17 protein-coding genes and 3 pseudogenes are annotated in these 24759 nt (G+C 41.2%); 14 read left to right on the top strand and 6 right to left on the bottom strand.

The window, feature by feature from the left end:
• Positions 1-229 precede the first annotated feature (229 nt).
• From AM608_RS07495 to AM608_RS12550, 4 genes and pseudogenes are all read right to left on the bottom strand, one after another.
• On the bottom strand, positions 230-1039 hold the full coding sequence (locus tag AM608_RS07495) for an RHS repeat domain-containing protein (RefSeq protein ID WP_053581295.1): 810 nt from the start codon (positions 1037-1039) through the stop codon (positions 230-232).
• Between the two features lie 1119 nt (positions 1040-2158).
• Positions 2159-4477, bottom strand: coding sequence for an outer membrane beta-barrel protein (locus tag AM608_RS07490; RefSeq protein ID WP_053581294.1), 2319 nt, complete (start codon positions 4475-4477; stop codon positions 2159-2161).
• Positions 4478-4799: 322 nt separating this feature from the next.
• Complete coding sequence (locus tag AM608_RS07485) at positions 4800-5750, bottom strand: PhoH family protein (protein WP_053581293.1); 951 nt, start codon at positions 5748-5750, stop codon at positions 4800-4802.
• A gap of 97 nt (positions 5751-5847) precedes the next feature.
• Positions 5848-6060 (bottom strand): annotated as a pseudogene (locus AM608_RS12550) (hypothetical protein); the annotation flags it as partial.
• A 405-nt stretch (positions 6061-6465) separates the two neighbouring features.
• Between AM608_RS12550 and AM608_RS07480 the strand changes: the two are divergent.
• From AM608_RS07480 to AM608_RS07435, 10 genes are all read left to right on the top strand, one after another.
• On the top strand, positions 6466-7584 hold the full coding sequence (locus tag AM608_RS07480) for a DUF4434 domain-containing protein (protein WP_053581292.1): 1119 nt from the start codon (positions 6466-6468) through the stop codon (positions 7582-7584).
• 20 nt (positions 7585-7604) lie between these two features.
• A complete protein-coding gene (gene rpiB, locus AM608_RS07475; protein WP_053581291.1) occupies positions 7605-8027 on the top strand; it encodes a ribose 5-phosphate isomerase B in 423 nt (140 codons plus the stop codon).
• A gap of 211 nt (positions 8028-8238) precedes the next feature.
• Positions 8239-8493: a hypothetical protein gene (locus AM608_RS07470; protein ID WP_053581851.1), complete on the top strand. Its 255-nt coding sequence runs from the start codon at positions 8239-8241 to the stop codon at positions 8491-8493.
• On the top strand, positions 8480-8776 hold the full coding sequence (locus AM608_RS07465; protein WP_053581290.1) for a type II toxin-antitoxin system YafQ family toxin: 297 nt from the start codon (positions 8480-8482) through the stop codon (positions 8774-8776). The genes AM608_RS07470 and AM608_RS07465 overlap by 14 nt, the downstream gene beginning before the upstream one ends.
• Before the next feature lie 98 nt (positions 8777-8874).
• The gene (locus AM608_RS07460) at positions 8875-9621 is read left to right on the top strand and encodes a ThiF family adenylyltransferase (RefSeq protein WP_053581289.1); all 747 of its coding nucleotides are present in this window, start codon (positions 8875-8877) and stop codon (positions 9619-9621) included.
• Between the two features lie 364 nt (positions 9622-9985).
• On the top strand, positions 9986-10279 hold the full coding sequence (locus AM608_RS07455; protein ID WP_002674144.1) for a hypothetical protein: 294 nt from the start codon (positions 9986-9988) through the stop codon (positions 10277-10279).
• 2 nt (positions 10280-10281) lie between these two features.
• Positions 10282-10572, top strand: a complete 291-nt coding sequence (locus AM608_RS07450) for a cell division protein ZapA (RefSeq protein WP_009410520.1) — start codon at positions 10282-10284, stop codon at positions 10570-10572.
• 234 nt (positions 10573-10806) lie between these two features.
• The gene (gene rny, locus AM608_RS07445) at positions 10807-12375 is read left to right on the top strand and encodes a ribonuclease Y (RefSeq protein WP_053581288.1); all 1569 of its coding nucleotides are present in this window, start codon (positions 10807-10809) and stop codon (positions 12373-12375) included.
• 6 nt (positions 12376-12381) lie between these two features.
• Positions 12382-12912: a mechanosensitive ion channel family protein gene (locus tag AM608_RS07440; RefSeq protein ID WP_053581287.1), complete on the top strand. Its 531-nt coding sequence runs from the start codon at positions 12382-12384 to the stop codon at positions 12910-12912.
• 39 nt (positions 12913-12951) lie between these two features.
• The gene (locus tag AM608_RS07435) at positions 12952-14322 is read left to right on the top strand and encodes a DASS family sodium-coupled anion symporter (protein ID WP_053581286.1); all 1371 of its coding nucleotides are present in this window, start codon (positions 12952-12954) and stop codon (positions 14320-14322) included.
• Between the two features lie 100 nt (positions 14323-14422).
• Here AM608_RS07435 and AM608_RS07430 read toward each other — a convergent pair.
• Both AM608_RS07430 and AM608_RS07425 read right to left on the bottom strand, forming a co-directional pair.
• A pseudogene (locus AM608_RS07430) lies at positions 14423-15957 on the bottom strand (RagB/SusD family nutrient uptake outer membrane protein).
• Between the two features lie 12 nt (positions 15958-15969).
• A pseudogene (locus AM608_RS07425) lies at positions 15970-19025 on the bottom strand (SusC/RagA family TonB-linked outer membrane protein).
• A gap of 195 nt (positions 19026-19220) precedes the next feature.
• Between AM608_RS07425 and AM608_RS07420 the strand changes: the two are divergent.
• The 4 genes from AM608_RS07420 to AM608_RS07405 all read left to right on the top strand — a co-directional run bounded on the left by AM608_RS07420 (position 19221) and on the right by AM608_RS07405 (position 24596).
• Positions 19221-21176 carry a multiheme c-type cytochrome gene (locus tag AM608_RS07420; protein ID WP_053581285.1) on the top strand — a complete coding sequence of 652 codons (1956 nt, stop codon included), beginning with the start codon at positions 19221-19223 and terminating at the stop codon, positions 21174-21176.
• A gap of 136 nt (positions 21177-21312) precedes the next feature.
• Complete coding sequence (locus tag AM608_RS07415; RefSeq protein WP_053581284.1) at positions 21313-21672, top strand: DUF488 domain-containing protein; 360 nt, start codon at positions 21313-21315, stop codon at positions 21670-21672.
• A gap of 923 nt (positions 21673-22595) precedes the next feature.
• Positions 22596-23372, top strand: coding sequence for a phosphatase PAP2 family protein (locus AM608_RS07410; RefSeq protein ID WP_053581283.1), 777 nt, complete (start codon positions 22596-22598; stop codon positions 23370-23372).
• A 9-nt stretch (positions 23373-23381) separates the two neighbouring features.
• Positions 23382-24596, top strand: coding sequence for an OprO/OprP family phosphate-selective porin (locus AM608_RS07405; RefSeq protein WP_053581282.1), 1215 nt, complete (start codon positions 23382-23384; stop codon positions 24594-24596).
• The last annotated feature ends 163 nt before the right edge of the window (positions 24597-24759 follow it).

The following is a 24759-nucleotide window of genomic DNA, read 5'->3' as shown; positions in this document are numbered from 1 at the left end:
AATAGTTAGTGTTGCTTTGCCACGACTTTTGTCAAAGTCCTAATAGCCCGTCGCACTACGACTACGTAATGCCTACCGCGCCACAGTTCTATAGCCATTAAACACAGCCTTCCACAGTGCAAAGATACAAAAATATTTTGAATTATATAAAAATATTCCCTTCTTAATACATAAGGGTTGACTCACCTTCGTAAGCCAACCCTTATGATATTAAAAAAACTTCTTATTCCTAAAAATATTTCAACTTCTGTGTGAAAATCGTTACACGCTGACCGTTAACCGACATTGTTTTCTTTGTCCAGTTGTTCTTCTTGTCATACACAAACTCGTAAGTCTCTGTTTTAGTAACGTTACCATCTTTGTCAAAGTATTTAACCTCCACCTCATTGTTGTTTTTGTCAAAAGCTGAAACAACTCTCTGTTTCAAAGCGTTATCTTTGTCAAACACTTGCTTTTCTACCATATTCCCTTTGGCATCGTAAGTATATACCGTTTTGCTGGTAAGCTCGTCCTTTGTAAATTTAGACTCTTCCGATAGTTTCCCCTCAGGAGTATACTTATAAGTCGTTTTATCTTGGCACATTCCTGCTATACAATCCGTGCGTTCTACAAGCTGATTCTGTTCGTTATAAACATTTATTCGGCTCATAAAAATATTCCCGTCGGGCGTCTCTACATCGTGCTTGGTAAGGTTCCCTTTTTCGTCATACTCATACACATTCTTAGAAAGCAACGTGTTCGAATCATCTCTCGAAGCCGACTCTATCATATTCCCGTCTTTGTCATACACATCCACGAATTTAATCGTCATTCCATTTTGCTTCGATTGCATTTTCACAACAGTTCCCTTTTTGTCAAACTGCGAAAAAAGCTCAGAGTTCATCGGTATTTCTTCTCCGTTTTCACCAATTTGAATACCCGATTGCACAACCGTTTTTACTTTCCCTTTCAGCTGAGCACGCTCCCAACCATTCTTTTTCTGACTCTGCCCAAAAGCGACAGTAGTAGCTAATAAGGCAATAGCTATGATTCTTTTCATAATAATGTTCTATTTAAAATAATACTTTTTTGGGGCGCAAAAGTACAAAAGATTTCTAAATGTACCAATACACCATATCCTCCTATTCACCAAAACTATGCCAAAACAAAGTAAAATAAGAATAACAAAGCTCCTCTTGTTATATTTATAACTAAATAACCATTGTTTGTTTCTCTTTTTAAAGAATTTTTCTACCCTTATTTAACCTCAATTCGATATAATAAAATACTATTTTCAATCACCCGTCGTACTATTTTCAATCACCCGTCGTACTACTTTCAATTGCTTGTCGTGCTACGACCTCACACCTTTCCCGTCCCTAATTCCCCCTTTGAACGGAAGTCCGCGAGAGCGGAGTATGTGTAAAGGGAGAGGTTTGTCAGCTTTTCCAGCTTGTCCCCCTTCGGGGGTTCGGGGGTCTACCGAATAAATGATTCGCTACAATTCCCCCTTTGAAGGTAGCCAGCGACAGCTGGGTATGTGTAAAGGGGAATGTCATCACCTATGCCTATGTCCTAAGACCTCACTCTTCATCATTTACTAATTTGCTAATTCTCTAATTATCCTTCCTTTTCGCGCCATACTCCCCCTATTGCCTATGCCCTAAGGCCTAGTGCCTATTCCCTTTTCTTTCGCCTCGAAACCCCGTTTTCACCATTTTTAGCCTTGTTGTATTATATTATGAGTCAATCACTTATATACCCTTTCTATACCAATCGTCCAAGATTCGTATAAGCTTCCTATAAGCTCTCTATAAGCTAACCCCACCCTCCTTACGGCTCATCTTTTACCTTTTATCTAAACTCTCCCTTCCGAATATTTCCGATATCTTTCTTTCTCCTTAGCTCTTCTCAATAAAGCCTTCTATCTCGTCTTATTTCTGTCCGACAAGTCCGAATCGTCCGAGAACTCCATTACTGCCCGTCGTGCTACGACTGCCTGTGCGGCTCGCACCTTTGGTAAAGTTGAACAAACTAACAATACCTCCGCTGGTTTACAAGGCGTAGCCTTGATTTTGTTTAAATTTTGTTTGATTTCTGAGGCACAGCCTCATTCCTCTAATACAAGCTCACACCCCATTTTCTCATTTTCTCATTTCCTCATTCTCTAATTTTCTAATTACAAGCGGTTCTTCTCTTCTTCTCCAGCTCCTTGTCCTTTATACTTGCTTTGGGTGGTATTGAAATTGTAACTCAGTCCTACTTTAAATCCAAAATTGCTGTAATTCTGAGCAGTACTATTACTAATGTACGGATTTTGTACGCGTGTGTGCTCATTGAGACCGTTATAAGGGTCCGAAATTACGGCATACACTGTAAGCGATTGGTGGAAGAACATACGGGCAACCCCTACGACTATTCCGCTCATATCCTTGTAGGCGTAGACTTCTCGGTTTGAACCTTTGTTCATATAAATAAACATCGCCAAGATTAACCAGTTTTCAGTAGGAGTAATTTGGTTCATCATTTCTACCATAAACCTACCTTCACTGGTGTAAAACACATTGTTAGCAAAAGGTTTTTTATAAGTGAGCGTAAGTTTAGGCATCCATTTGCCTATTTGGGTTTGCGCATTGAGCACACATTTCAGTTCGCTAAAATCGTCGTAATTGCGAAGGGTTTTTTCAACGGCATCGGGATTGATGCTTGAGAGTTGGTAATCGGAATAAATACCCTTGTGAATATTCGAATAACTTACCGAAGCCGAAATAGGACCATAAGTAGCCAAGGCATTCCATTCATCAGTAAGCTGAGGCACAATATATGGGTTTCCGCGATTGTACAAGAAAGGAGAACTATAACTGTTGTAGTCGCTGAGCTCATAAAAAGCCGGACGTTTGATTTTGCGTGCATAACTAAAGGTCAGTTGAGTTTTATCCCAAGGGAATGCGATAGAAATATTGGGTAACCAATCGCGGTAGGTCTTGCTTTTTACGGGGCTCTTTTGTCCGTTTTCGTAATAACCAAAGTCGGCGTACTCGTAGCGCGTACCGAGTTTCAAACTCACTTTTTTAATAGGGTAAGAGAAGCTCACAAAACCAGCCGAACGCGTTTCGGTATTCTTAATATCCGAAGCCGAAAGCACATTATCGGTATAGTCCTCAGTGCGATGCAGGTCGCTTGCCTCTACGCCATAGTTTATAGCGCCCTTGCCAAGGGTTTGCAAGAAAGTAGTTTTGAGTCCCCACCAATCGGAAGCAGCATCGGAATGGGTGTGCACATTACGAGAGGTTGTGCTGAGGAGGTTGTGCTCCACGACATCGGAAGTGTTATCGGAACGCTGACCGATATAATCTACATCGGTTTGCAGTTTCAGTTTGTCAGTAATTTTGCCTTCGTAATAGGCATTAATGCCTAACTTTTTATCTTGGCTAAAGCGGTCGTATTCATTGAGCCCTTTGGCAGTAAGGAGGTTATTTTTGAAGGTAGTGGTCTCTTGGGTGCTAAACCTGTGTCCTACCCAAGGTTCTACACTCCCTCTCACACTTGCGCCTATGGAATGTTTGTCCGAAATCTCGTGTGCTACCCCTATTTTAGCATTTATTCCTTTGGCATTACTCCTGTTAGTTTCGTCGCTTGTTACCCGCCAATCATTGCTCTGGGTATGCACTTGCAAATCCTGATAGAGGTCGGCATTTTTCTTGTTGAAGTTGTTGAAGTTACCTATAGTAGTAAACCAGTCGGTTTTGCCTTTGCGATAGTTGAGACTAAGCCAAGTAGTTATCATAGCTCCTTTTTTTAACACATAGTTTTCATTTTCAACCGACCCGCTGAGTCCATCGCCTTGTTTCTTTTTCAGTTTGATATAAATTACCGCACCCACCGTATTGTCGTGTTCCGCACCAGGTTGGGTTTCCAGCTCTATGCTCTCAATATCTTTGGGCGATAACTGATTCACCTCATCTAAATTGCGCACCCTGCGGTTATCGATATAGAAGATAGGATTGCCTTTGCCAAACACCTCATAACCTCCACCGGTGTAGGAAGTGCTCACCCCAGGCAAGAAGTTGATAAGCATTTCGGCTTTGGGTAGGTTCTGCAAGGTCGATTGCGCCACATTGGTACTGATGCGCGTACCCTTCTGTTCTAATATCGGGCGATGAGCTGTTACCACTACTTCTCCTAACTGATTGGTAGCAGGAGTCAAAACAATGGTGCCCAAGTTGCTCCCTGAGGGCGTAAATACCACCGTTTGATATTCCAAATGCGTAATTTTGATAACCACCTTTTTACCCTCAGCGGCATTGGGTAGTTCAAAAACACCTCGCTGATTGCTTATTGCCCCTTTTACAAGGGTAGAGTCGGGGAGAGTCATTAGGAGCACATTGGCAGCACTCACAGGCTTTTTTTCAGTATTCAATAAGGTTCCTTTAAAAGAAGATTGTGCAAAGCCATTGGCAGTTACTGCTAAAAGCAGTGATAGAATAATCTTTTTCATTGTTTGTATGGTTTTTGGTTACTAAATGTAAACTAATTAATTTCACGGCGCAAAGATATAACAAATAAAAGTATTATGCAATACAAAGTACCATAAAAATAGCGTTATGATATCATTATTTTTCCATTACGCTGATTATCAATTATCTTTTCTTGATTATTTTTTAAAGAAGAGCGCTAATATCTTTCACTTTCTGCTCTATAAACGAAGAATTTTCAGAAAGGTTGGAATAAGAAGTAAAAAACTTTGCCAAAGGTCGTAGCACGACAAGCTACTTCGAACTTCAAAGTTTATACTGCAAAAAATGCTTGTCGTGCTACGTCTATTCGTTGTTCTCAATCGTCTTATAAGCCTCTATAATACTGCGTACCAGTGGGTGACGCACAACATCTCTGTCGTCTAAGTGAAGGAAGGCGATACCCCGTACTTTTTGAAGGATAAGCATAGCTTCTTTAAGTCCGGAGGAAACTTTACGAGGTAGGTCTATTTGTCCAGGGTCGCCGGTAATCATAAACTTGGCATTGCGCCCCATACGGGTGAGGAACATCTTCATTTGGGCGTGAGTGGTGTTCTGTGCCTCGTCAAGGATTACAAAAGCGTTGTCTAAGGTGCGCCCGCGCATAAAGGCAAGAGGCGCAATCTCTATGATTCCTGCCTCAATAAAGGCGTTGAGTTTTTCGTGCGGAATCATATCGCGCAAGGCATCATAGAGGGGTTGCATATAGGGGTCGAGTTTCTCTTTGAGGTCTCCAGGAAGAAAGCCGAGATTCTCGCCTGCTTCCACTGCCGGACGAGTGAGGATAATCCTACGCACTTGTTTTTCTTTAAGAGCTTTTACGGCTAAGGCAACGCCCACATAGGTCTTACCTGTACCCGCAGGTCCTACGGCAAATACCATATCGTTTTGGTGCATCAGCTCTACTAATTTTACTTGATTGGGGGTTTGCGGACGTATGATTTTGCCATTCACGCCGTGCACAATAATGTCCTCTTCGCGCACTTTTTCGCTCTTCTCAGTATTAGTAGCCGAAAGAATACTATCGATAGTGCGCTCGTCTAAGCGATTGTATTTCGCGCAATAGGCGATGAGCTTTTCCATTTGTTTCTGAAAATCTTTTAGCAAATGTTCTTCGCCAAAGACAATAAGTTTAGACCCCCGTGCTACGATTTTCAGCTTCGGGAAGAGCGTTTTGATGTATTTGATATTATTTTCGTCTTCGCCACAAAACACTTGGGCGCTCACGTCAGTAAGTTCTAAGTTTAATTCGTTCACTTTATTTAGTTATCAGTTAAGAGGTATGAGTTAAAAGTTTTGGCAAAGATATGAAAAAATTGTCAATTAGCCAATTTGTTAATAAGCAAATCACTCGTTAGATAAATCCGCACCCTCTGCCCTGTCCGACAGCTCTCCCTAAGTCTCTCTCTAATTTACTAATTCTCTCATTTCCTAATTTTCCTCTTTCCGTCCCTAATTCCTCTTTGAACGGAAGTCTGCGAGAACGAAGTATGTGTAAAGGAAGAGGTTTGTCATCTTTTCCAGCTTGTCCCCCTTCGGGGGTTCGGGGGCTTACCGAATAAACGACTCACTACATTCCCCTTTTCCGTCACACTCCCTCCTACTGCCTATGGCCTAAGGCCTATTGCCTATTCTTTTTCTTTCGCCTCGAAACCCCATTTTTCCTATTTTTTGTGTTGTTGTATTATATTATGAATCAACTTTTTATATACCCTTTCTATACCAATCGTCCAAGATTCGTATAAGCTTCCTATAAGCTCTCTATAAGCTAACCACACCCTTCTTATAGCTCATTTTTTACTTTTCACCTCAACGCCCCCTTCCGTTTCTTTCTGATACCTTCCGAATCCCCAAACACTTCCCCATTTGCTAATTTCCTCATTTCCTAATTCTCTCATTTCCTAATTTCCTCATTTTTCCAATTTGCTCATTTTCTAATTACTTCTTACCTTTGCAAAAAATATTAAATAAGATGAAAAAATTAGTTTTATTCCTCACCATTTTGTCCGCTTTGCTATCAGCCTCTTGTAGCAAAAGCAACTCCGATGAACCTACCCCCAACCCCAACAACCCTATTGTTCCCACTCCACAACCCAACCCTAACCCGCAGCCCAATCCACAACCCAATCCGCCTACCCCTTCCCCTTCCGATAAAAAGATACTTACAGGTACCTTTATACAGCTTTTTGAAAAAGGTGATTGGAGCGAGGCTCAATGGGACAATTTTTTAGGCGAAATTAAAGACTTGGGTATGAATACCCTCATCGTGCAACACATAGGATATATAAATCCTTCTAATAACCTCACTTGGTTCGATTCAAACAATAACTTTACTACCACCAAAATTAAACCTACCCTACAACGAATCCTCGCCTCAGCTCAGCGTAAAGGCATAGAAGTGCACATAGGCTTGCTCTTTGATGAAAGTTATTGGCAACACCAAACCGATGCGTCGTGGCTACAAACTCAAGCCAATTATTGTATTGCTATTGCTGAAGATATCCAACGCCAGTTTGGTACTCACCCAGCCTTCAAAGGGTGGTATATCCCACACGAACCCGAGCCTTATGCTTATAATACCGATGATAAGATAGCTCTTTTCAGAGAGAAATTTATAGACCGCATCTCTAATCGTTTGCACCAGCTGAATAACAAACCCGTTTCAATTGCTGCCTTTTGGAATAGTGCACTTTCGTCTCCCGAACAGTTGCAACACTTTATGGCTGAACTCGCTAAGAGTAATTTAGAAATCATTATGTTACAAGATGGGGTAGGGGCACAACACGTAACCCTCAACCGCCTTGCTGAGTACTACCAAGCGGCTGAGCGCGGACTATTTCAGGAAAACAAAAACTATAAAGGCGTATTTTGGTCAGACCTCGAAACTTTTGCCTCACCTAATGGTCAGGTACCTTTTCATCCCGCCACTTTCGATAGAGTCAAACAACAACTCACTACCGCCTTCTCCATTCCCAAAGTAACCAAAGTAGTATCTTTTGCATATTTTGACGATATGTACACCCAAAGCCCCAATAAAACCCAAGCTGATGCTCTACGTGAAGCTTACAAACAATATATAAAAAACAAATAACAATAAAATTAGCTATAAAAATGAAAATAGCCATAGGAAATGACCACGCAGGAGTCGATTATAAAAAAGCCATTGTAGCTTTTTTGGAAAGTAAAGGAATAGAAGTACTCAACTGCGGTACTGATACTTCTGAAAGTGTAGACTACCCCGATTTTGGTCACGCCGTAGCCAAAGCCTTAGAAGAAAACAAAGCCGACCTTGGTATTGTGATTTGCGGTAGTGGTAACGGCATTGCAATGACCGCCAATAAGCACCCTCACATCCGCTGTGCCGTTTGCTGGACAAAAGAGCTCTCTGCTCTTGCTCGTGCCCATAACAATGCCAATGTGCTAAGTATTCCCGCCCGCTTTACCGCCATTGAGCAAGCCGTAGATATAGCCAAAACCTTTCTCAACACCCCTTTTGAAGGCGGTCGCCACGAAAGAAGAGTAAAAAAGATTTAAATCGCATTTGCGTCGCTACACTTTGCCAAAGTGTGCAACTCGCACCTTTGGCAAAGTTAATTATAATCAATTGCTTTTAGTTATATTGTAGGGGCGATTGGCAAATCGCCTTCACAAAACAGAGCCTCTCAGACAGGCTTTTTTTGAAGAAGTAAATAATACTTTGTTAAATAAAAAAGATTTTATACTTTTGCCAAAAAATAGTAGTATTATGAATACAATCACATTACAAGCAACTATCAATGAAGCTGATTTCCCTACTTTCTTAAGTTTGTTCGAAAAGTTCAAAGTAAAAACAGTTCTTTTGAGTAAAAAAGAAGGGAAAAAAACATATCCTATTGAAACAGCTATTCCTAACGAGGAAACACAGAAAGCTTTTCAGGAAGTGAAAGAAAAAGGTCACCTTATGAAAAAATATAAAGACGTTAGACAGCTTTTTAAAGATATAGATGATGAACAGCTTTGAAGAAGAAGAAATAATTTTTGATGTTGTAGCAACTGTAGCTTTCAAAAAAGACAAAAAAAGATATAGTAAAAGCTCTAAGAAGATTGAAAAAGTTCTTAGTGTAATTGATATTTTACAGAGAAAAGGAGTAGAAGGTATTCCTAATGAAATGAAACCTCATTATTTAAAAGGGCAATATAAAGACTGTTTAGAATGCCATATAGAAGGAGATTTTCTTATTATATGGATACAAGATAATGAAGAAAAAGTAATCTATTTGATGAGGCTTGGAAGTCATTCTTAATTATTTAAGTAGAAAGTGTCCTTGCAGACAAGCACTGTTATCGGCACTATAAAAGCGAATTATAAGCCCCTTCCTTTGCGATGGGGCTTTTTTTAAATATGAATAATCATTGGTTAGAACGTACAGAGCTTTTAATTAAACAACAAGGTATTACCACTTTGCAAAATGCCCATATCCTCATTGCAGGCTTAGGGGGCGTAGGCTCTTATGCTGCCGAATTTGTAACTCGTGCAGGCATAGGAGCTCTCACTATTGTCGATGCTGATACTGTTTCCCTCTCTAATATCAACCGCCAGTTGCCCGCTCTTCATTCTACGATAGGGCAAGCCAAAACCGAAGTGATGAGAGCACGTCTTTTGGATATCAACCCCGAGCTGAAACTCACCGTCATTCACGAATTTCTCACCCCTGAGCGCGCTTGGGAAATCGTAACACCCGACTTCGATTATGTCATCGACTGTATCGATAGTATTACCCCTAAGCTGAACCTTATTCTTGCAGCTAAACGCAAACACGTAAAGCTCGTGAGTTGTATGGGCGCGGGAGGTGCTACCGATGTTTCCCAAATAAAAGTAACCGACCTGATGAAAACGTATAACTGTCCGTTGGCAAAGTTTATTCGCAAACGGCTCAAAAACGAGCGTATTCACTCAGGTATAAAAGCCGTATTCTCTTCCGAAATAGTTTCCAAGGACTCTATGCAACGCACCGAAGGTCTCGACTATAAAAAGTCTTTCTATGGTACCATTAGCTTTATGCCAGCCGCTTTTGGGTTATACGCTGCTGCTACTGCGGTAAATTACCTATTAGCAAAACAACAAAATAAAGAAAATGTTAATTTATAATGTGAATCAATGTTTGAGAAATGATTGTCTCTGATTTACAATTTCATAGTCGCTTTTGCATCACATCTCCCCCTTTGGAGGAAGCCAGCGAAAGCTGGGTATGTGTAAGGGGGAAGGTTTATAATCAATAAGTTAATTCAACCCTTTGTTAAAACTAAGCAAAGAAAATCATCAACTTATAATACAATCAAGTGATTTTCATTTATAACAACGCTGAGGTATGACTTTCTTTAAAACTTAAAAGTCCTTTTTTATGTTGATTATGAAAATCTTACATTTCTCAGTTTCATTTATTTTCTAAAAAAATTGCTTTTTTTAAAAAGAAAGCGTATTTTTGCCCCAAATATACAAAGTTCGCTGTTTGATGAGTGATTTAAAAAAGTTGGTAGCGTTATTAGAAGAGAAAGCCATTGTCTTACAGAGCAAATTCAATAGTCTTAGGGAAGAAAATGGCAAGCTAAAACAAACCATTGAAGAACTTCGCAGTGAGAAACAGTCGCTGGAAAGCACTATCACTACACTGAAAGAGAAGAACGAAACACTCGCCATAGCCAACCGTATATTAGGCAGTAAAGATAATAAAAGAGAAACTAAATTGAAGCTCAATACGCTCATTCGCGAAATCGATGCGTGTATCACTCAGCTTACTAAACAATAGCAATGGAACAGGACGGATTGAGAATTAAACTTTCGGTAGCCGATAGGTTATACCCTTTAACCATTGCTCCACAACAGGAAGAGGGTTTTAGAAAAGCCGCTAAAAAGATAAACGATATGATTCAAGATTTTGAAACCGTTTATGAACTACGCGATAAACAAGATGGCTTAGCAATGTGCGCTATCGCTTTGGCAAGAGAAATAGAACAAGCCAAACTCAACGAAACGCACGAAGACGAATCCCTCAAAGAAACCTTAGCACAGGTATACAACGCCTTAAACCAAATAGGTTAAAAACACGTTCCTTTACATAGAAAACTTACTGCCTATATTGATTGTCCTTTCGGTAAACTCAACATTAACATTTCACAAAAGGGAGAGTTACAGCGGCTAAAGCGCGCCGGTCTTCAGTTGCCGGATACTTGCCCCACTGAGTATCCCTAAACCTGTTTTTCAGAGTTTTACGTGAAACATATTAATCAATATAGGCATTTTTTATATCAATATTTTATTTTTTAAACAACAAAGATGGATAGTACAGTTATTATAAGTATTGCAGTTTTTATTATTGCCCTTTTCATAGGGTTCGCTATCGCCAAATCGCTGGAAAAGAAGAACGCCTCTAAAATCATTCTCAACGCTAAGAATGAAGCCGACGTTCTTCTGAAAAATGCTAAAGCCGAAGCTGAAAATATCAAAAAAGACAAGATATTCCAAGCTAAAGAGAAGTTCCTTGAACTAAAAGCTGAACACGAAAAAACAATCTCCGCCAAAGATAAAAAAATGGCAGAGGCTGAGAAGCGTATACGCGATAAAGAGTCGCAAGTGTCCAATGAATTGGCACAAAATAAGCGCTTAAAAGATGAGTTGGAAAAGAAAACAGAAGAAGCCGACTTTCGCTTGCAAACTCTCGACAAAAAACAAGAAGAAATAGACCGCCTACACAAAAGTCAGGTACAACAATTAGAGGTTATTTCAGGCTTGTCTGCCGAAGAAGCTAAGAAACTACTCACCGATTCATTGCGCAGTGAAGCCCAAGCCGACGCGATGGCTTATATCCAAAATACCATTGAGGAAGCCAAGCTCACTGCTCACCAAGAAGCGCGCAAAATCATTATCAACACCATTCAGCGTATAGGCACTGAGGAAGCAGTAGACAATTGCGTATCGGTATTCAATCTCGAGTCTGACGAGGTGAAAGGTCGTATCATCGGTCGTGAAGGTCGCAATATTCGTGCCCTCGAAGCAGCTACTGGGGTCGAAATCATTGTAGACGATACCCCCGAAGCGATTATCCTCTCTTGCTTCGACTCGGTACGTCGCGAAATCGCACGTCTTTCTTTGCACAAGCTCGTAACCGACGGGCGTATTCACCCTGCACGTATTGAAGAAGTGGTTGAAAAAACTACCAAACAAATAGAAGAAGAAATTGTAGAAATAGGTAAACGCACCGTAATTGACCTCGGTATCCACGGATTGCACCCCGAGTTAGTAAAATGTGTAGGACGTATGAAATACCGTTCGTCATATGGGCAGAACCTCTTGCAACACTCACGCGAGGTAGCTAAGCTTTGCGGAGTAATGGCAGCCGAGTTAGGCTTGAACCCTAAACTTGCCAAACGTGCCGGACTCTTGCACGACATCGGTAAAGTACCGCAGATAGAAAGTGAGACTCCTCACGCACTCCTCGGTATGGAATGGGCAGAGAAATACGGCGAAAAACCCGAAGTGTGCAATGCTATCGGGGCACACCACGACGAGATTGAGATGACCTCCTTGCTTTCGCCTATTGTACAAGTATGCGATGCTATTAGTGGAGCACGTCCCGGAGCACGTCGCCAAGTACTCGATTCGTATATACAACGTCTCAAAGACCTCGAAGATGCTGCTTTCACTTTCCAAGGTGTGAAGAAAGCCTATGCAATCCAAGCAGGTCGTGAGTTACGTGTAATCGTAGAAAGCGAAAGAGTAACCGACGATAAAGCCGCAGAACTATCATTCAACTTATCGCAAAAAATCCAAACCGATATGACCTACCCAGGTCAAGTAAAAGTAACGGTAATACGTGAAACTCGTGCTGTGAATATCGCGAAGTAAAGTTATATGAATTATATACAAGACTACCTATATCAAATTATCGCCACTGCCATTGCATTGGTGGTCTTTATTGCTTTGCGTTACTTGGTGAACTCTATCATCAATAAGTTCGGAAAAAAAGCGGAGTTCGTAGAGAGTCGTACTCATTTGGTAAAGAAGTATATAGACTATTTTATTTATGCGTTAGCTATCCTTACCATTGTCTCTATTTGGGGAATAAAAACCGAACAACTCTTCCTTTTTGTTACTTCGATACTTACTGTAATAGGGGTAGCGTTTTTTGCCCAATGGTCGATTTTGAGCAATATTACAGCGGGAATTATCGTGTTTTTCTCTTCTCCGTTTAGAATAGGTGATACTATTAAGATTTTAGATAAAGATTATCCTATCGAGGCTAAAATAATCGATATAAAATCTTTCTATACTCTTTTGAAAACAACAGAAGGCGAACAGATAAGTTTGCCAAATAATCTTTTGCTCCAAAAAGGGATTGTAATTGTTTCGGAAAAGAAATATGCGGTGAAGATAAAACCGTAAATTGCTTACGTGCTTTGCTAATAACAAAAACCCTAATATATGCTGACCAATTACATCAAACGTTCCGTGATTATAGCCATCGCATTGGCGGTAGGCTTTTTGCTCTATGGGTTGCTTCCTTATGAAGAGCCTACTAATAAAGGCTTGGCACTCCTTGCCTTTGTCGCTATCTTATGGCTTACCGAAGCCATACACATTACCGTTACAGCACTCTTAGTTCCTGTATTGGCAATACTCTTGGGCTTAGAGAGTACCAAAAGTGCCCTACAAGCTTTTGCAAACCCTACAATCTTCCTATTCTTTGGAGGTTTCGCTATTGCTACTGCCCTGAGCGTACAAAAGCTTGACAAGTACATCGCTCATAAGGTGATTGCTATAGCCAGAGGTAATTTCCTGTTGGCGGTATTTTTCCTCTTTTTGGCTACGGCTTTGCTCTCTATGGGTATCAGTAATACAGCTACTGCTGCAATGATTATCCCTTTGGCAATGGGTTTACTTAAAAACATCGACTACGAAAGTAATAAAGGTACGTATGCTTTTGTGATACTCGGGGTTGCTTATAGTGCGAGTATAGGAGGTATGGGTACCTTGGTAGGTAGTCCACCCAATGCCATTGTCGCCTCTCAACTGAATATCACATTCTCAGAATGGTTGCGCTATGGTATGCCTACAGTATTAGGTTTAATGCCTTTGATGATTGGTACGTTGTACGTAGTGTTCCGTCCGAAACTAAACATTAAAATCACCTCTACTGAAGGTGTAGTAGATAAGCTCAACGGCAAGCAGTATCTCACCATTCTCATCTTCCTTATCACAGCCCTTTGCTGGATATTTAGCGACCTGATTAACGAAACGCTCACTTCTTTTATAGGCATCGAGAAAATCAAAGACTTTGATGCAGTGGTTGCAATGATTGCTGCCGTGTTCGTATGTTTCTTTGGTGTGGCCGAATGGAAACAAATACAAGAAAACACCGATTGGGGTGTGCTAATGCTCTTCGGAGGCGGACTCTCACTAAGTGTTATCCTTACACAATCGGGAGCGAGTAAGGCATTGGTAGACTCTGTGCAGTTTCTCATCGCTGATAGCAACTATTTTGTAATAGGACTTATGGTAGCTACCTTTATCATTTTCCTAACTGAATTTACCAGTAATACCGCCAGCGCAGCTCTCTTAGTACCTATCTTCATATCGGTAGCCGAAAACTTAGGAGTTAATCCTTTGGGTCTTTCACTTATCATAGGTATAGGAGCCTCTTGTGCCTTTATGTTACCTGTAGCTACGCCTCCTAATGCCATAGCTTACGGCACGGGCAAGGTAAGTCAACGTGATATGATAAAAGCAGGTTTTGTATTGAATATTCTTTGTATTATCTTTATATCAGTAGTAGCCTACTACTTTTGGAGATAATAGTTAATGATTAATGATAATAAAAAAGCGGTCTACTGACCGCTTTTTTATTTCAAATATGTTTGAAATCTATTTATTGTATTAGCAATTAATCATTGTTTTACCAACCTGGGTTTTGTTGCCAGTTGGCTCTACCTTTTTCATAGAGAATGTCACTTGGAGAAAGTGGCCAAACCATTTTATAATTCCCCGCAGGGATATTAAGCTGGTAATACTGGTCAGCAGGGTCTGAAACAATAGCACTGAGGTTCTGAGGAGTACCACGTACTACGCCCAAATTCCAACGCTTGATGTCTGCCATACGGAAGCCCTCGAAAGCAAGTTCGCGGTTGCGTTCGTTTTGAATCTCTGTCCAAAGGTCTGTATAGGTTACACTACCAATACCACGAGCGGTGCGCAATCTGTCTAAGTAGGTTTTAGCATTAGTTTGATCGCCGTTTTTATAAGCAGCTTCAGCGGCTATGAGGTATATTTCGGCAATACGGAACACTTTAGGACGGTGCATATAAGTAGACGAACCATTGGGTGTTTGTTTTAGCAAAGGGTTATCGGGGTATTTATTCACCAAATACAAATCGTTGAAAGTAGCACTACCATAGTTAGCGAAAAGTTTTTTAATATAAATAGACTTACGGTAGTCGTTGTCGTTATACAAATTTACGAAATCTTGAGTAGGTATTGCTTTTGGTAAATACTTTATCTCAAATCTACGCAATCTGTAGTTCCATTCTCTTTGGTATCCTAAATAGACATCGTTAGCTGAAGGCAATTCGGCGGTATTCCCTACATCGTATTTAGCGTAAAGCTGTACAATGCTTTCTGCAGTATCATCATCTTTCCATACTTTTTCTAAATCACTACTGCTACTTACTAAACTATAACGACTGCCAATAATTGAAGTAGCTGCAGCATAAGCCTCTGCCCACTTGCCTCTATAAAGCAATACTCGCGCTTTGAGTGCTGCAACTGCATCTTTGGTAAACTTCTCTGACCCTAAAGCACCTGTTACATCGCTAAGACGTGTTTCAGCTTGTGCTATATCAGCTAAAATAAAATCGTAAGTTTCGCCTACTGTGCTTCTGTTAGGGAAGTTGTTGATAGTAGGCCCGCTTAGCAAAGGCAATCCATAAGCTGAAGCCTCGTCGGTAGGGCAATAATGCGTAAGCAGATAGGTGTAGTAATAAGCACGTGCCAAATACAATTCGCCCATATTGTGTTTTATCTGTGCCGCATCGGTGCGGTAATTTTCTTGGGGAATAGTAATAGTAGGAATCCCTCTAAACCTATATTTATATTTTGTATTGCCCCCCAATAGCGTTGCCAAATAGTTGCTGTAGCTGCATTATTGACAGTAAACAACGTCCAGTTTTGAAAGTTTGTAATTGTTTCGTTAGTACCGTCTCTTAGAGCCATATTTAGGAAATCAGCTTGCAAGTCGGTAGCATACATAGCACTTCCATATATGTTTGTACGCAACTTACCATACATACCATTCACCCAAGATTGAGCATCTTGTACGGTTTTAAAAGAGTTAGCTTGGCTCAAATCTTCATAAGGTTGTTGGTCGAGGTTGAAACAGCCGGTAAAGAAGAGAGGAGCTACTACTAAAGTTATTATTTTATAAATCTTTTTCATTGTTTTACATTTTTAAAAATTAACATCTACCCCTAAGGTAAATTGACGAGAAGGAGGATAGCCACCTGATGAAATAGCATTATTGTACTCAGGGTCTGCACCTTCGTATTTGGTAAGCGTAAAGATATTGCGGGCGGTAGCATATAGGCGTACTCCTTCAAAGAAATTCAATTGTTTGATCACTTCTTTCGGGAGGCTATAGCTAAGGGTAATATTTTTTAAACGCATAAATGAGGCGTCTTGTATCATACGCGCATCCGATGAATTTACGAAAGTGGTAGTGTTTATCTTAGGGTGGCGGGTGTTATCACCTGGATTTTTCCAATAGTCTAATATTTTTCTACTTAGGTTGTGATCTCCAAACTGGTCAGGATTTTCGGTGTACTTCATATCGTAGTTCCACTTATATTTTTCCAACGAAAAAGAGAATGCCATATCGAGCGAGAAAGTTTTATAGCTGATATTCCAACCGAATCCACCATTGATAGGAGCTTGCATTTTCTTGCCTGTGGTTTGTCCTAATTTACTAGAGTCGTAAGTAGTTGTTACTCTATTATCATCAGTTACTTGCTCCATACGGTCATCACCTGGTATGTAATACTCCATTTGTCCGGTGGTAGGGTTTACGCCTTTGGGGATAACAGCTGCCCATTCAAGGGCACGACCTAATTTATACCCTATTTCAGAAGAAGGAACCACATTAGAGGTTTTATTGCCAAAAAGAGCAGTTATTTCTTGCTTGTTATAGTTTACGTTGAAGTAAGGACGAATGCTCAAGTCTTGATTTTCACTTCTGTAGACTACTGATGAGAAGGTGAAGTCTATCCCACGGTTGCGCATACCCCCTGCATTGTCAAAGAATTGATTTTGCCCTGAAGTACTATTGAGCTCTCGACTTGAAATCATATCGTAAGTCTCGCGGTCGTAGTACTCGATATTGAAAGAAGTTCCTCTATCAATCACAATATTAAGCCCTACAGTAGTTTTACGTTGCTCTTCCCAACGTAGATCAGGATTACCCAAGCTACCTACTGTATAAGCTGTTTTACCTTGATAGAAATTATCTGGTTTTATAGTAGTGATATGTTTGTAGCCTCCTAAAGCATTTCCTGAAAGCCCTGTACTGAAGCGCAAATTGAGGTCTGAAAGCCATTTTACATCTTTTAAGAAGTTTTCTTGTTTTAGCTTCCACATCGCGCCTATCGCCCAGAAATTACCATAATGATTGTTCTTACCAAAGGCTGACGAACCATCACGGCGCATTGATAGGTCTAAGAAGTAACGAGTGTTATAAGAGTATTCTACTCTTCCGAAATAAGAATTGAAAGTACTTACAGTCTTTTGGTCTTCTATTCTTTTATCTTTACTACCGTGTCGGAGCATTGTTAGCCCTTCTGAAGGTTGTCCGAAAGTAGTAGCATCTAATTGTTTACTGCTATTTTCAACCGACTCTTGTCCTAATAACACATTGAAGCTATGTTTTTTGTTTTCTCCTAACAGGAAGCGATATTCTAACGTGTTAGTAATTGTTTTTCTGAGTGTACGACTGTTAGACACTGAAGTGTAAGGATTAGGGTCATCGAAAAACTTATAATCTATAAACGAAGGTAACTCTTTTAGTTCTGATTCGCCATACCCGTATTGTATCCCTCCTTGTGTTTTGAATATGAGGTTTTTAATAGGCTCTATAGAGACGAATCCCGAAGGCAAGAAGTCATCGGAGAAAGAGTTGCTAGGGTGTGTTTCGGCATAGTAGTCGGGGTGGTAGAAACCAGCTGAACGACTGGTGATTCCAGGGATATAGTTTTTGCGACGACCATCTTCGTAAGTAGGACTGTAAAGTGGCAAAGCTATCACCTTAGGTGTATTGAGGGTGGAACCTCCTTCGCGCTCGGTATGTCCTGCTGCAAATGAGAAGCCTGTTTTTAACCATTTAGTAATTTGGGTATTGATACTACCATTGACAGTATAACGACGGTAATCGCTGCGAGGTGCTGTAGAACCCTCTTGGCTGAAGTGCCCAAACGACAAATAATAAGTACTATTATTAGTACCTCCTGAAATAGAGACATCAGTACGTATCAATGGTACAAAATCTCTAAAGAAAACCTTATCCCAACGGGTATTGTAAGGATTATCGGCTAAAATTTTATCTGCTGACTGTCTCGCTACATCCTTGCTTGAACTGAACTTACCTACAGCCAAGTTTACTGCTTCAGGATTTTTTCTATCCAAAAGTCCATATACTCGCGTGGGGTCATCATATCGTCAAAAAACTTACGGCTAGCGTTGGTAAGCGCTGTAAAGCCGAGTTGGTGACTGATGGTTACGCTTGTACGCTCGTTATTACGCCCTTTTTTGGTAGTGATAAGTATCACCCCATTGGCGGCACGTGCTCCGTAGATAGAGGTAGAAGCCGCGTCTTTAAGTACCGTAATACTCTCGATATCATTAGGGTTGAACCTGCTCATCACACTACTGCTTACGGCTATTCCGTCCATTATATAAAGAGGTTCTTGGGTTCTCTCACCTCGTAGTGCGCCTTGGAAGTTGTTATACCCGTGGATAAGAATATCGCTATTGCTACCAGGGCGACCTGAATCGCTGGTTACCACTACCCCTGCTAATCGTCCTTGTAAGGCATCGGATACGCTGGCTACCGGAGCGGCACTCACATCTTTACCTTGTACTTGTGCGACTTGTGCGACGGTGCGGCTGGCGAGCTTAGGAGCTCCATAGCCGGTAACCACCATCTCTTCAAGCTCTTGTACATCTTCTTTAAGAACTATGTCTAATCGTTTGGTGGAGGCGGTTATTTTTCTCTCTACTGTCTTCATTCCTAAAATCGAAAAACTCAACGTTTCTCCCACTTTGGTTTGGATAGTATAATTCCCGTCTATATCGGTAGCGGCACCGTGCTGGGTACCCTTGATTAATACCAATACACCTAATAAAGGCTCACCTTTTTCATCTTTTACAGTACCTGAAACCTCTATGTTCTGTGCTGTAACACTAAAAATTACCAGCAAGAAAAGAGCCCAAGAGTACAACAATCTCAGTTTTGTCATCTATATTTAATTTTGCGCAAAAGTAGTAAAAAGGTTTCAATAATGCAAGAGTTTTTAACACAAGTAAATACATTTGTTAATTTTTAATGTTTTAGGACTCTTTTATTGGTATTTTTAACCGTCTTATCCGTTGTATATTAAATATTGTTTTTGTACCTTTGCCCCGCTGTAAGAAAACCGCCTAAATGTTTCTTTATGTCGAAAAAACTATTGATAGCTCTTGCTGTTCTATTATGCCTTGCGGGCATTGTCTTTCTATTCTTCAAAACTACTAATCAGGAGGCGTATACCTCCGTAGATGATATTAATAAAGAAACTCTTCAGGGCTACATAGGTTCGGCTTCCTGCAAGCAGTGTCACCTAAAAGAGTATAATGAATGGACGCTCTCCGACCATTACAAGGCAATGCAAATCGCTAACGATAGCACCGTACTCGGCAATTTCAATAACACTACCTACACCGCCGATGGCATCACTTCTCGTTTCTTCAAGCGCGATGGCAAATTTTTTATCCATACACAAAGCGAAGATGGCTCTTACAAAGACTATGAGGTATTGTATACCTTTGGTTATTACCCCCTACAACAGTATATAACCGATTTTCCTAACGGCAAAAAGCAAGTCTTCCGTCAGTCGTGGGATAGCCGCCAAAACAAGTGGTTTCACCAATACGCAGGCGAGGTGATTCCTCCCGATGATTACCTGCATTGGACGCAAGCGGGACAGAATTGGAACCTAATGTGCGCCTCTTGCCATAGCACCAACCTGCAAAAGAACCTCAACCCTTATACCGACTCCTATCACACTACTTATAGCGAACTTACCGTAAGTTGTGAATCCTGCCACGGAGGGGCTAAAACGCACGCCGAGAGTAAGGGGAAAACTCGCACGTTTGTCCTTGCCTCGCAAACCCAAGAACTCAATGCCTGTATGCCTTGCCATACGCGTAGGGGAGAGGTAACCCAACACCACACTATGGTAACAGAGGTAATGGACGAATATCTGCCCGAAGTGCCCGTAACCGACCTTTATTTTCCCGACGGACAAGTGTTAGGTGAAAACTATAAATATTCGTCTTTCTTGCAAAGCAAAATGTATCACCAAAACGTGCGCTGTACCTCTTGCCATTCACCTCACACAGGCAAGCTGAAAGCCGAAGGTAGCAAAGTGTGTTTGCAGTGTCACGCACCTAAGTACGCTTCTCAGGCACACACGTTCCATAAGGGCAACCCAGCCGAAACCGATTGCCGTGTGTGCCATATGCCTACCCGCACTTATATGGGCAACGATGTGCGCCACGACCACAATTTCTACGTCCCTCGTCCTGATTTGTCTGCTCAGTATGGCACACCCAACGCTTGCAATGCTTGTCATACCGATAAAACCGCTGGGTGGGCAGCCGAAGCTGTTACCAAGTGGTACGGCAAACAGCGCAAACCGCATTTCGCCGAAAATCTTATTAAAGGAAGTAAAGGAAATATCACCGCACTCAGTAGTCTGTTAGAAGACAAAACAACGCCCGCCATTGTGCGTGCAGGAGCCATTCACTATCTGGGCAATCACCCTTCTGAGAAAAGCTTTGCGCTTATTAAAAAAGAACTTCATAATCCTGACCCACAAACGCGTTATCGTGCCGTGGTGGCTATTAGCGAATATCCTCTGAATCTCTATGAAAATGATTTGTTACCCTTACTTACCGATAAGGTGAGGGCGGTACGTATGCTCGCAGCCAATGCCTTGCTCACCCAAAAAGGATTAGAGGCTTGCAGGGTCTATAACCGATTTGAACAAGCACACCAAGAGTACAAGGAGTTTGTGCTCTCACAGTCCGATTTTCCATTAGGGAGCGCTACGGCAGGCGACTATTTTGTGAAGATAAACGATACCGATAACGCCATTCGTTTCTACGAGCGCGCTCTGCTGAAAGACAAACAGCTGAACTACATTCGCCTAAACCTCGCCGTTCTTTACAGTGGCAAAGCCCAAAACGACAAGGCAGAAAGCTTCTTAAACGAAGCCTTGAAGTACGAACCCAAAAACGCCCAAATCTATTACGATTTGTATTTGCTCTATAGCGAACTTGGGCGCGAGGCAGAAGCCAAAGTTGCGCTTAGTAAAGCCAAAGCCTTAGGAATTAAGGGCAGGTTTTAATCCTTAAAGCATACCGCTTACAACACTCCTACCGCTTACAACCACCCCTTCTCCGCTTCTTACTCATTAACCATTAACCATTAATCACTAATCATTAAATCCTAATTGGTATATTTTTTGCAATGGTCTTGTTACTATGAAAATACAATTAAAACGCGTATACGAAACGGAAAGCCCTGAGGACGGCTTTCGTATCTTAGCCGATAGGCTTTGGCCTCGTGGCATCAAAAAAGAAGTACTTCATTTAGATTTTTGGGCGAAAGAGGTAGCTCCTTCTACAGCTTTGCGCAAACGCTATCATCAAGACGGCAAATTCGAAGATTTTAAAGCAGATTATACCCAAGAACTCTTGGCAAACCCTGCTTTTGCATCTTTCTTAGAGATGCTTAAACCTCATAAAGTAATCACCCTCCTCACCGCTTCTCAGCTGATTGAAAAAAGTGCCCTCCCCATACTCAAAGAGGCAATCTCCAAAAACTCCCTAAAAACCTCTTAAAATAACATTAGCCGAGTATCTGACTATCAATAGCCGAGAGTGTGTATAGAAGAATATTTTCCCCACATTACCTCCGTTTTTCCCGTCTCTAATTCCCCCTTTGAAGGTAGCCAGCAAGAGATTTTCATCACATTTCCTTCGTCATTCGTCTCTCGTCATTCGTCATTTCTTCCCTTTTCCATCATACTCCCCCTATTGCCTATGCCCTAAGGCCTAGTGCCTCTTCTCTTTTCTTTCGCCTCGAAATCCCGTTTTTACCATTTTTTGCATCGTTGTATTATATTATGAGTCAATTGTTTATATACCCTTTCTATACCAATCGTCCAAGATTCGTATAAGCTTCCTATAAGCTCTCTATAAGCTAACCCCACCTTCCTTACGGCTCATCTTTTACCTTTTATCTAAACTCTCACTTCCGAATATTTCCGATATCTTTCTTTTTCCTTAGCTCTTCTCAATAAAGCCTTCTATCTCGTCTTATTTCTGTCCGACAAGTCCGAATCGTCCGAGAACTCCATTACTGCCCGTGTGGCTCACACTGCCTGTGCGGCTCGCACCTTGGGCAAAGTTGAATAAACTAACAATCCCTCCGCTGGTTTACAAGGCGTAGCCTTGATTTTGTTTAAATTTTGTTTGATTTCTGAGGCACAGCCTCATTCCTCTAATACAACTTCACACTCCATTTTCTCATTTCCTCATTTCCTCATTTTCTCATTCTCTAATTTCTCCCCCGTCTGTGCGGCTCGCACCTCGTACCTAAAAACCACAAAATCACCATATTTGTTTTTATTTCTTTCTTTTTTAGTAAATATTTTTTTTGAAATAATTTGCACATTTATTCTTTTCTTTCTACATTTGTAGTGTTTTTTAAAACCTAAATACCTTCCAAAAGAGAATACAATAAATTTTAACTGTATAATAAGATGAGAAAAACATTATTATTCGTAGTCTTGCTATCGGTGATGGCAACTACATTCGCACAAGAGAAAATCAAAGACGTAAGAACCAAACCCGACCTCTACTTCTTGCAAATCGGTGAGGTGGCAAACAGTCTTGAACTCTTACCTCCTCCTCCTCAACCAGGTAGTATCCTCTTCCTTAACGACGAAGCCCAATACCAATGGGGCTTAATGCAACGCCGTACCCCTCGTGGTGAGCAAGCCGTATCCGATGCTCGTGTAGAGGGTCCTGGTGTGCCTAATGCTTTTTCCGAAGCTTTTGGCATCAAGATTTCTAAGGAAACTACTCCCGAAATCTTCAAACTCGTAGTAAATATGCGTGAAGATGCAGGCGACCTCGCTACTCGTGCCGCCAAAGAACACTATATGCGCGTGCGTCCGTTTGCTTTCTACGAAAAGACCACTTGCAATCCCGAACAACAAAAAGAACTCTCTACTAATGGTTCTTATCCCTCTGGTCACACCGCTATTGGGTGGGCTACCGCTTTGGTGCTTGCCGAAATCAATGTGGATAGACAAAACGAAATCCTCAAACGCGGATATGAAATGGGACAAAGTCGCGTGATTTGTGGTTACCATTTCCAAAGTGATGTAGATGCCGCTCGTCTCGTAGCAAGTGCCGTAGTAGCGCGTCTCCACGCCAATGATGCCTTTATGAAACAACTCGAAAAAGCTAAAAAAGAATTTGAAGGACTTGTAAAAAAAGGCAAAGTAAAGAAAAGTGAACGTATGACTAAATAAAATAAGACTATGAAAAAGATATATTTTATGATGTTCAGCCTAATGGCTGTGGGCTATACCTATGCCCAAGAAGAACCAACCACCGTTACCGATACCACCGAACCTATGCCCGCTACACCTGTACAGGAAGCTCCTAAACCCGAAGAAAAGTTAGAAGTAAAACCCGGAGGACGTATTTTATTGGACGCTGGTTATTTCAATGCCAATGAGCAAAAAGATAAGTTTGTAAGTGGGGTAGCTATCCCCGATGTGCGTATGGGCTTAGGCGTACGCTATGGTAACTGGAAAGGAAAAGTAGATATTGGCTTTGCTTATGGCAAAGTTTCTCCTAAGGATATCTTTATCGAATACGGTTTCAGCAAACACACACTTTTGCGTGGAGGTTATTTCGTACATCAATTCGGTATGCAAAGTGCCACCAGCTCTTCTTTCAAAATATCGATGGAAGAACCCCAAAGTAACGAGGCGTTCTTCAACTCTCGTCTCATTGGTTTGATGCTCTTGCATCAAAAAAATGACTTTATGGGTACTTTAAGCCTCTTTGCCGAAGGCGAAACAATGAAACAAAGCTCTGATAAAACAGGAGACCAAGGTATGGGTATGATGAGCCGTTTGCTATATCGTCCTATGCGTGAAGAAGGTAAGCTATTTCACGTAGGTATATCAAGCGCTTTTGAAACACCACGTTATAATAGCGACGCGACACATAACCACAACTCTTATGTACTCAAAACACCATTCCCTACTCGTATCGCCAAGGTTACTGCCCAAGAAGCGATTATTGATAACGCTACTTTCCTCTACAAGTTCTCTCCCGAACTATTAGTGGCAAGAAACCGCTTGGCGTTAGAAGCACAGTATTACTATGTGAATGTAAATCGCAAGAGTGGATTTGAGAATTTCAAGGCAAGTGGTGCTTATGGTATGTTCCGTGCTATCGTAAAAGGAAGCCCTTACGAATATACTGATATTGATGGAGGTATCGCTACCCCTAAACCAGGAGCTATGGAACTCGTTGCCGGTTATAACTATACCGACTTATCCGATTCTAAAGCAGGAATCTTAGGAGGTCACCTCAACGATTATTCGCTTACCTTCAACTATTATATCAATAAGTATATGATTTGGCGTGTACGTGCTTCCTACACCGGTGTTACTTACCGCGCAGGAGTTCCCGACACCAATCTAAGTCTTATCGAAACACGTTTGCAAATTAAATTCTAAGTGTGAGCTGCACGGGCAATTGTAAAAGGACTGTTTGAAAAGTTTTTATAGAGGTATAATTGTGGATTGTCCCCTTTTGGAGGGGAACGGGGGAGGTTTATTATCATATAGTTATAAAAGACCTCCCACCATATAGCAGTCACAAACTTTGCCAAAGTTCGTA

It is taken from the genome of Capnocytophaga sp. oral taxon 323, from assembly GCF_001278825.1.
Lineage (GTDB): Bacteria > Bacteroidota > Bacteroidia > Flavobacteriales > Flavobacteriaceae > Capnocytophaga > Capnocytophaga ochracea.
This window is presented reverse-complemented; position numbering and strand designations above follow the sequence as displayed.

What these genes read in the sequence shown, in the direction of transcription:
- AM608_RS07455 (WP_002674144.1), top strand. Translation starts at nt 9,986, where the DNA reads ATGAGTGATTTAAAAAAGTTGGTAGCGTTATTAGAAGAGAAAGCCATT.
- AM608_RS07460 (WP_053581289.1), top strand. Translation starts at nt 8,875, where the DNA reads ATGAATAATCATTGGTTAGAACGTACAGAGCTTTTAATTAAACAACAA.
- AM608_RS07405 (WP_053581282.1), top strand. Translation starts at nt 23,382, where the DNA reads ATGAAAAAGATATATTTTATGATGTTCAGCCTAATGGCTGTGGGCTAT.
- AM608_RS07410 (WP_053581283.1), top strand. Translation starts at nt 22,596, where the DNA reads ATGAGAAAAACATTATTATTCGTAGTCTTGCTATCGGTGATGGCAACT.
- AM608_RS07490 (WP_053581294.1), bottom strand. Translation starts at nt 4,477, where the DNA reads ATGAAAAAGATTATTCTATCACTGCTTTTAGCAGTAACTGCCAATGGC.
- AM608_RS07465 (WP_053581290.1), top strand. Translation starts at nt 8,480, where the DNA reads ATGAACAGCTTTGAAGAAGAAGAAATAATTTTTGATGTTGTAGCAACT.
- AM608_RS07420 (WP_053581285.1), top strand. Translation starts at nt 19,221, where the DNA reads ATGTCGAAAAAACTATTGATAGCTCTTGCTGTTCTATTATGCCTTGCG.
- AM608_RS07495 (WP_053581295.1), bottom strand. Translation starts at nt 1,039, where the DNA reads ATGAAAAGAATCATAGCTATTGCCTTATTAGCTACTACTGTCGCTTTT.
- AM608_RS07440 (WP_053581287.1), top strand. Translation starts at nt 12,382, where the DNA reads ATGAATTATATACAAGACTACCTATATCAAATTATCGCCACTGCCATT.
- AM608_RS07450 (WP_009410520.1), top strand. Translation starts at nt 10,282, where the DNA reads ATGGAACAGGACGGATTGAGAATTAAACTTTCGGTAGCCGATAGGTTA.
- AM608_RS07480 (WP_053581292.1), top strand. Translation starts at nt 6,466, where the DNA reads ATGAAAAAATTAGTTTTATTCCTCACCATTTTGTCCGCTTTGCTATCA.
- AM608_RS07415 (WP_053581284.1), top strand. Translation starts at nt 21,313, where the DNA reads ATGAAAATACAATTAAAACGCGTATACGAAACGGAAAGCCCTGAGGAC.
- rpiB (WP_053581291.1), top strand. Translation starts at nt 7,605, where the DNA reads ATGAAAATAGCCATAGGAAATGACCACGCAGGAGTCGATTATAAAAAA.
- AM608_RS07470 (WP_053581851.1), top strand. Translation starts at nt 8,239, where the DNA reads ATGAATACAATCACATTACAAGCAACTATCAATGAAGCTGATTTCCCT.
- AM608_RS07435 (WP_053581286.1), top strand. Translation starts at nt 12,952, where the DNA reads ATGCTGACCAATTACATCAAACGTTCCGTGATTATAGCCATCGCATTG.
- rny (WP_053581288.1), top strand. Translation starts at nt 10,807, where the DNA reads ATGGATAGTACAGTTATTATAAGTATTGCAGTTTTTATTATTGCCCTT.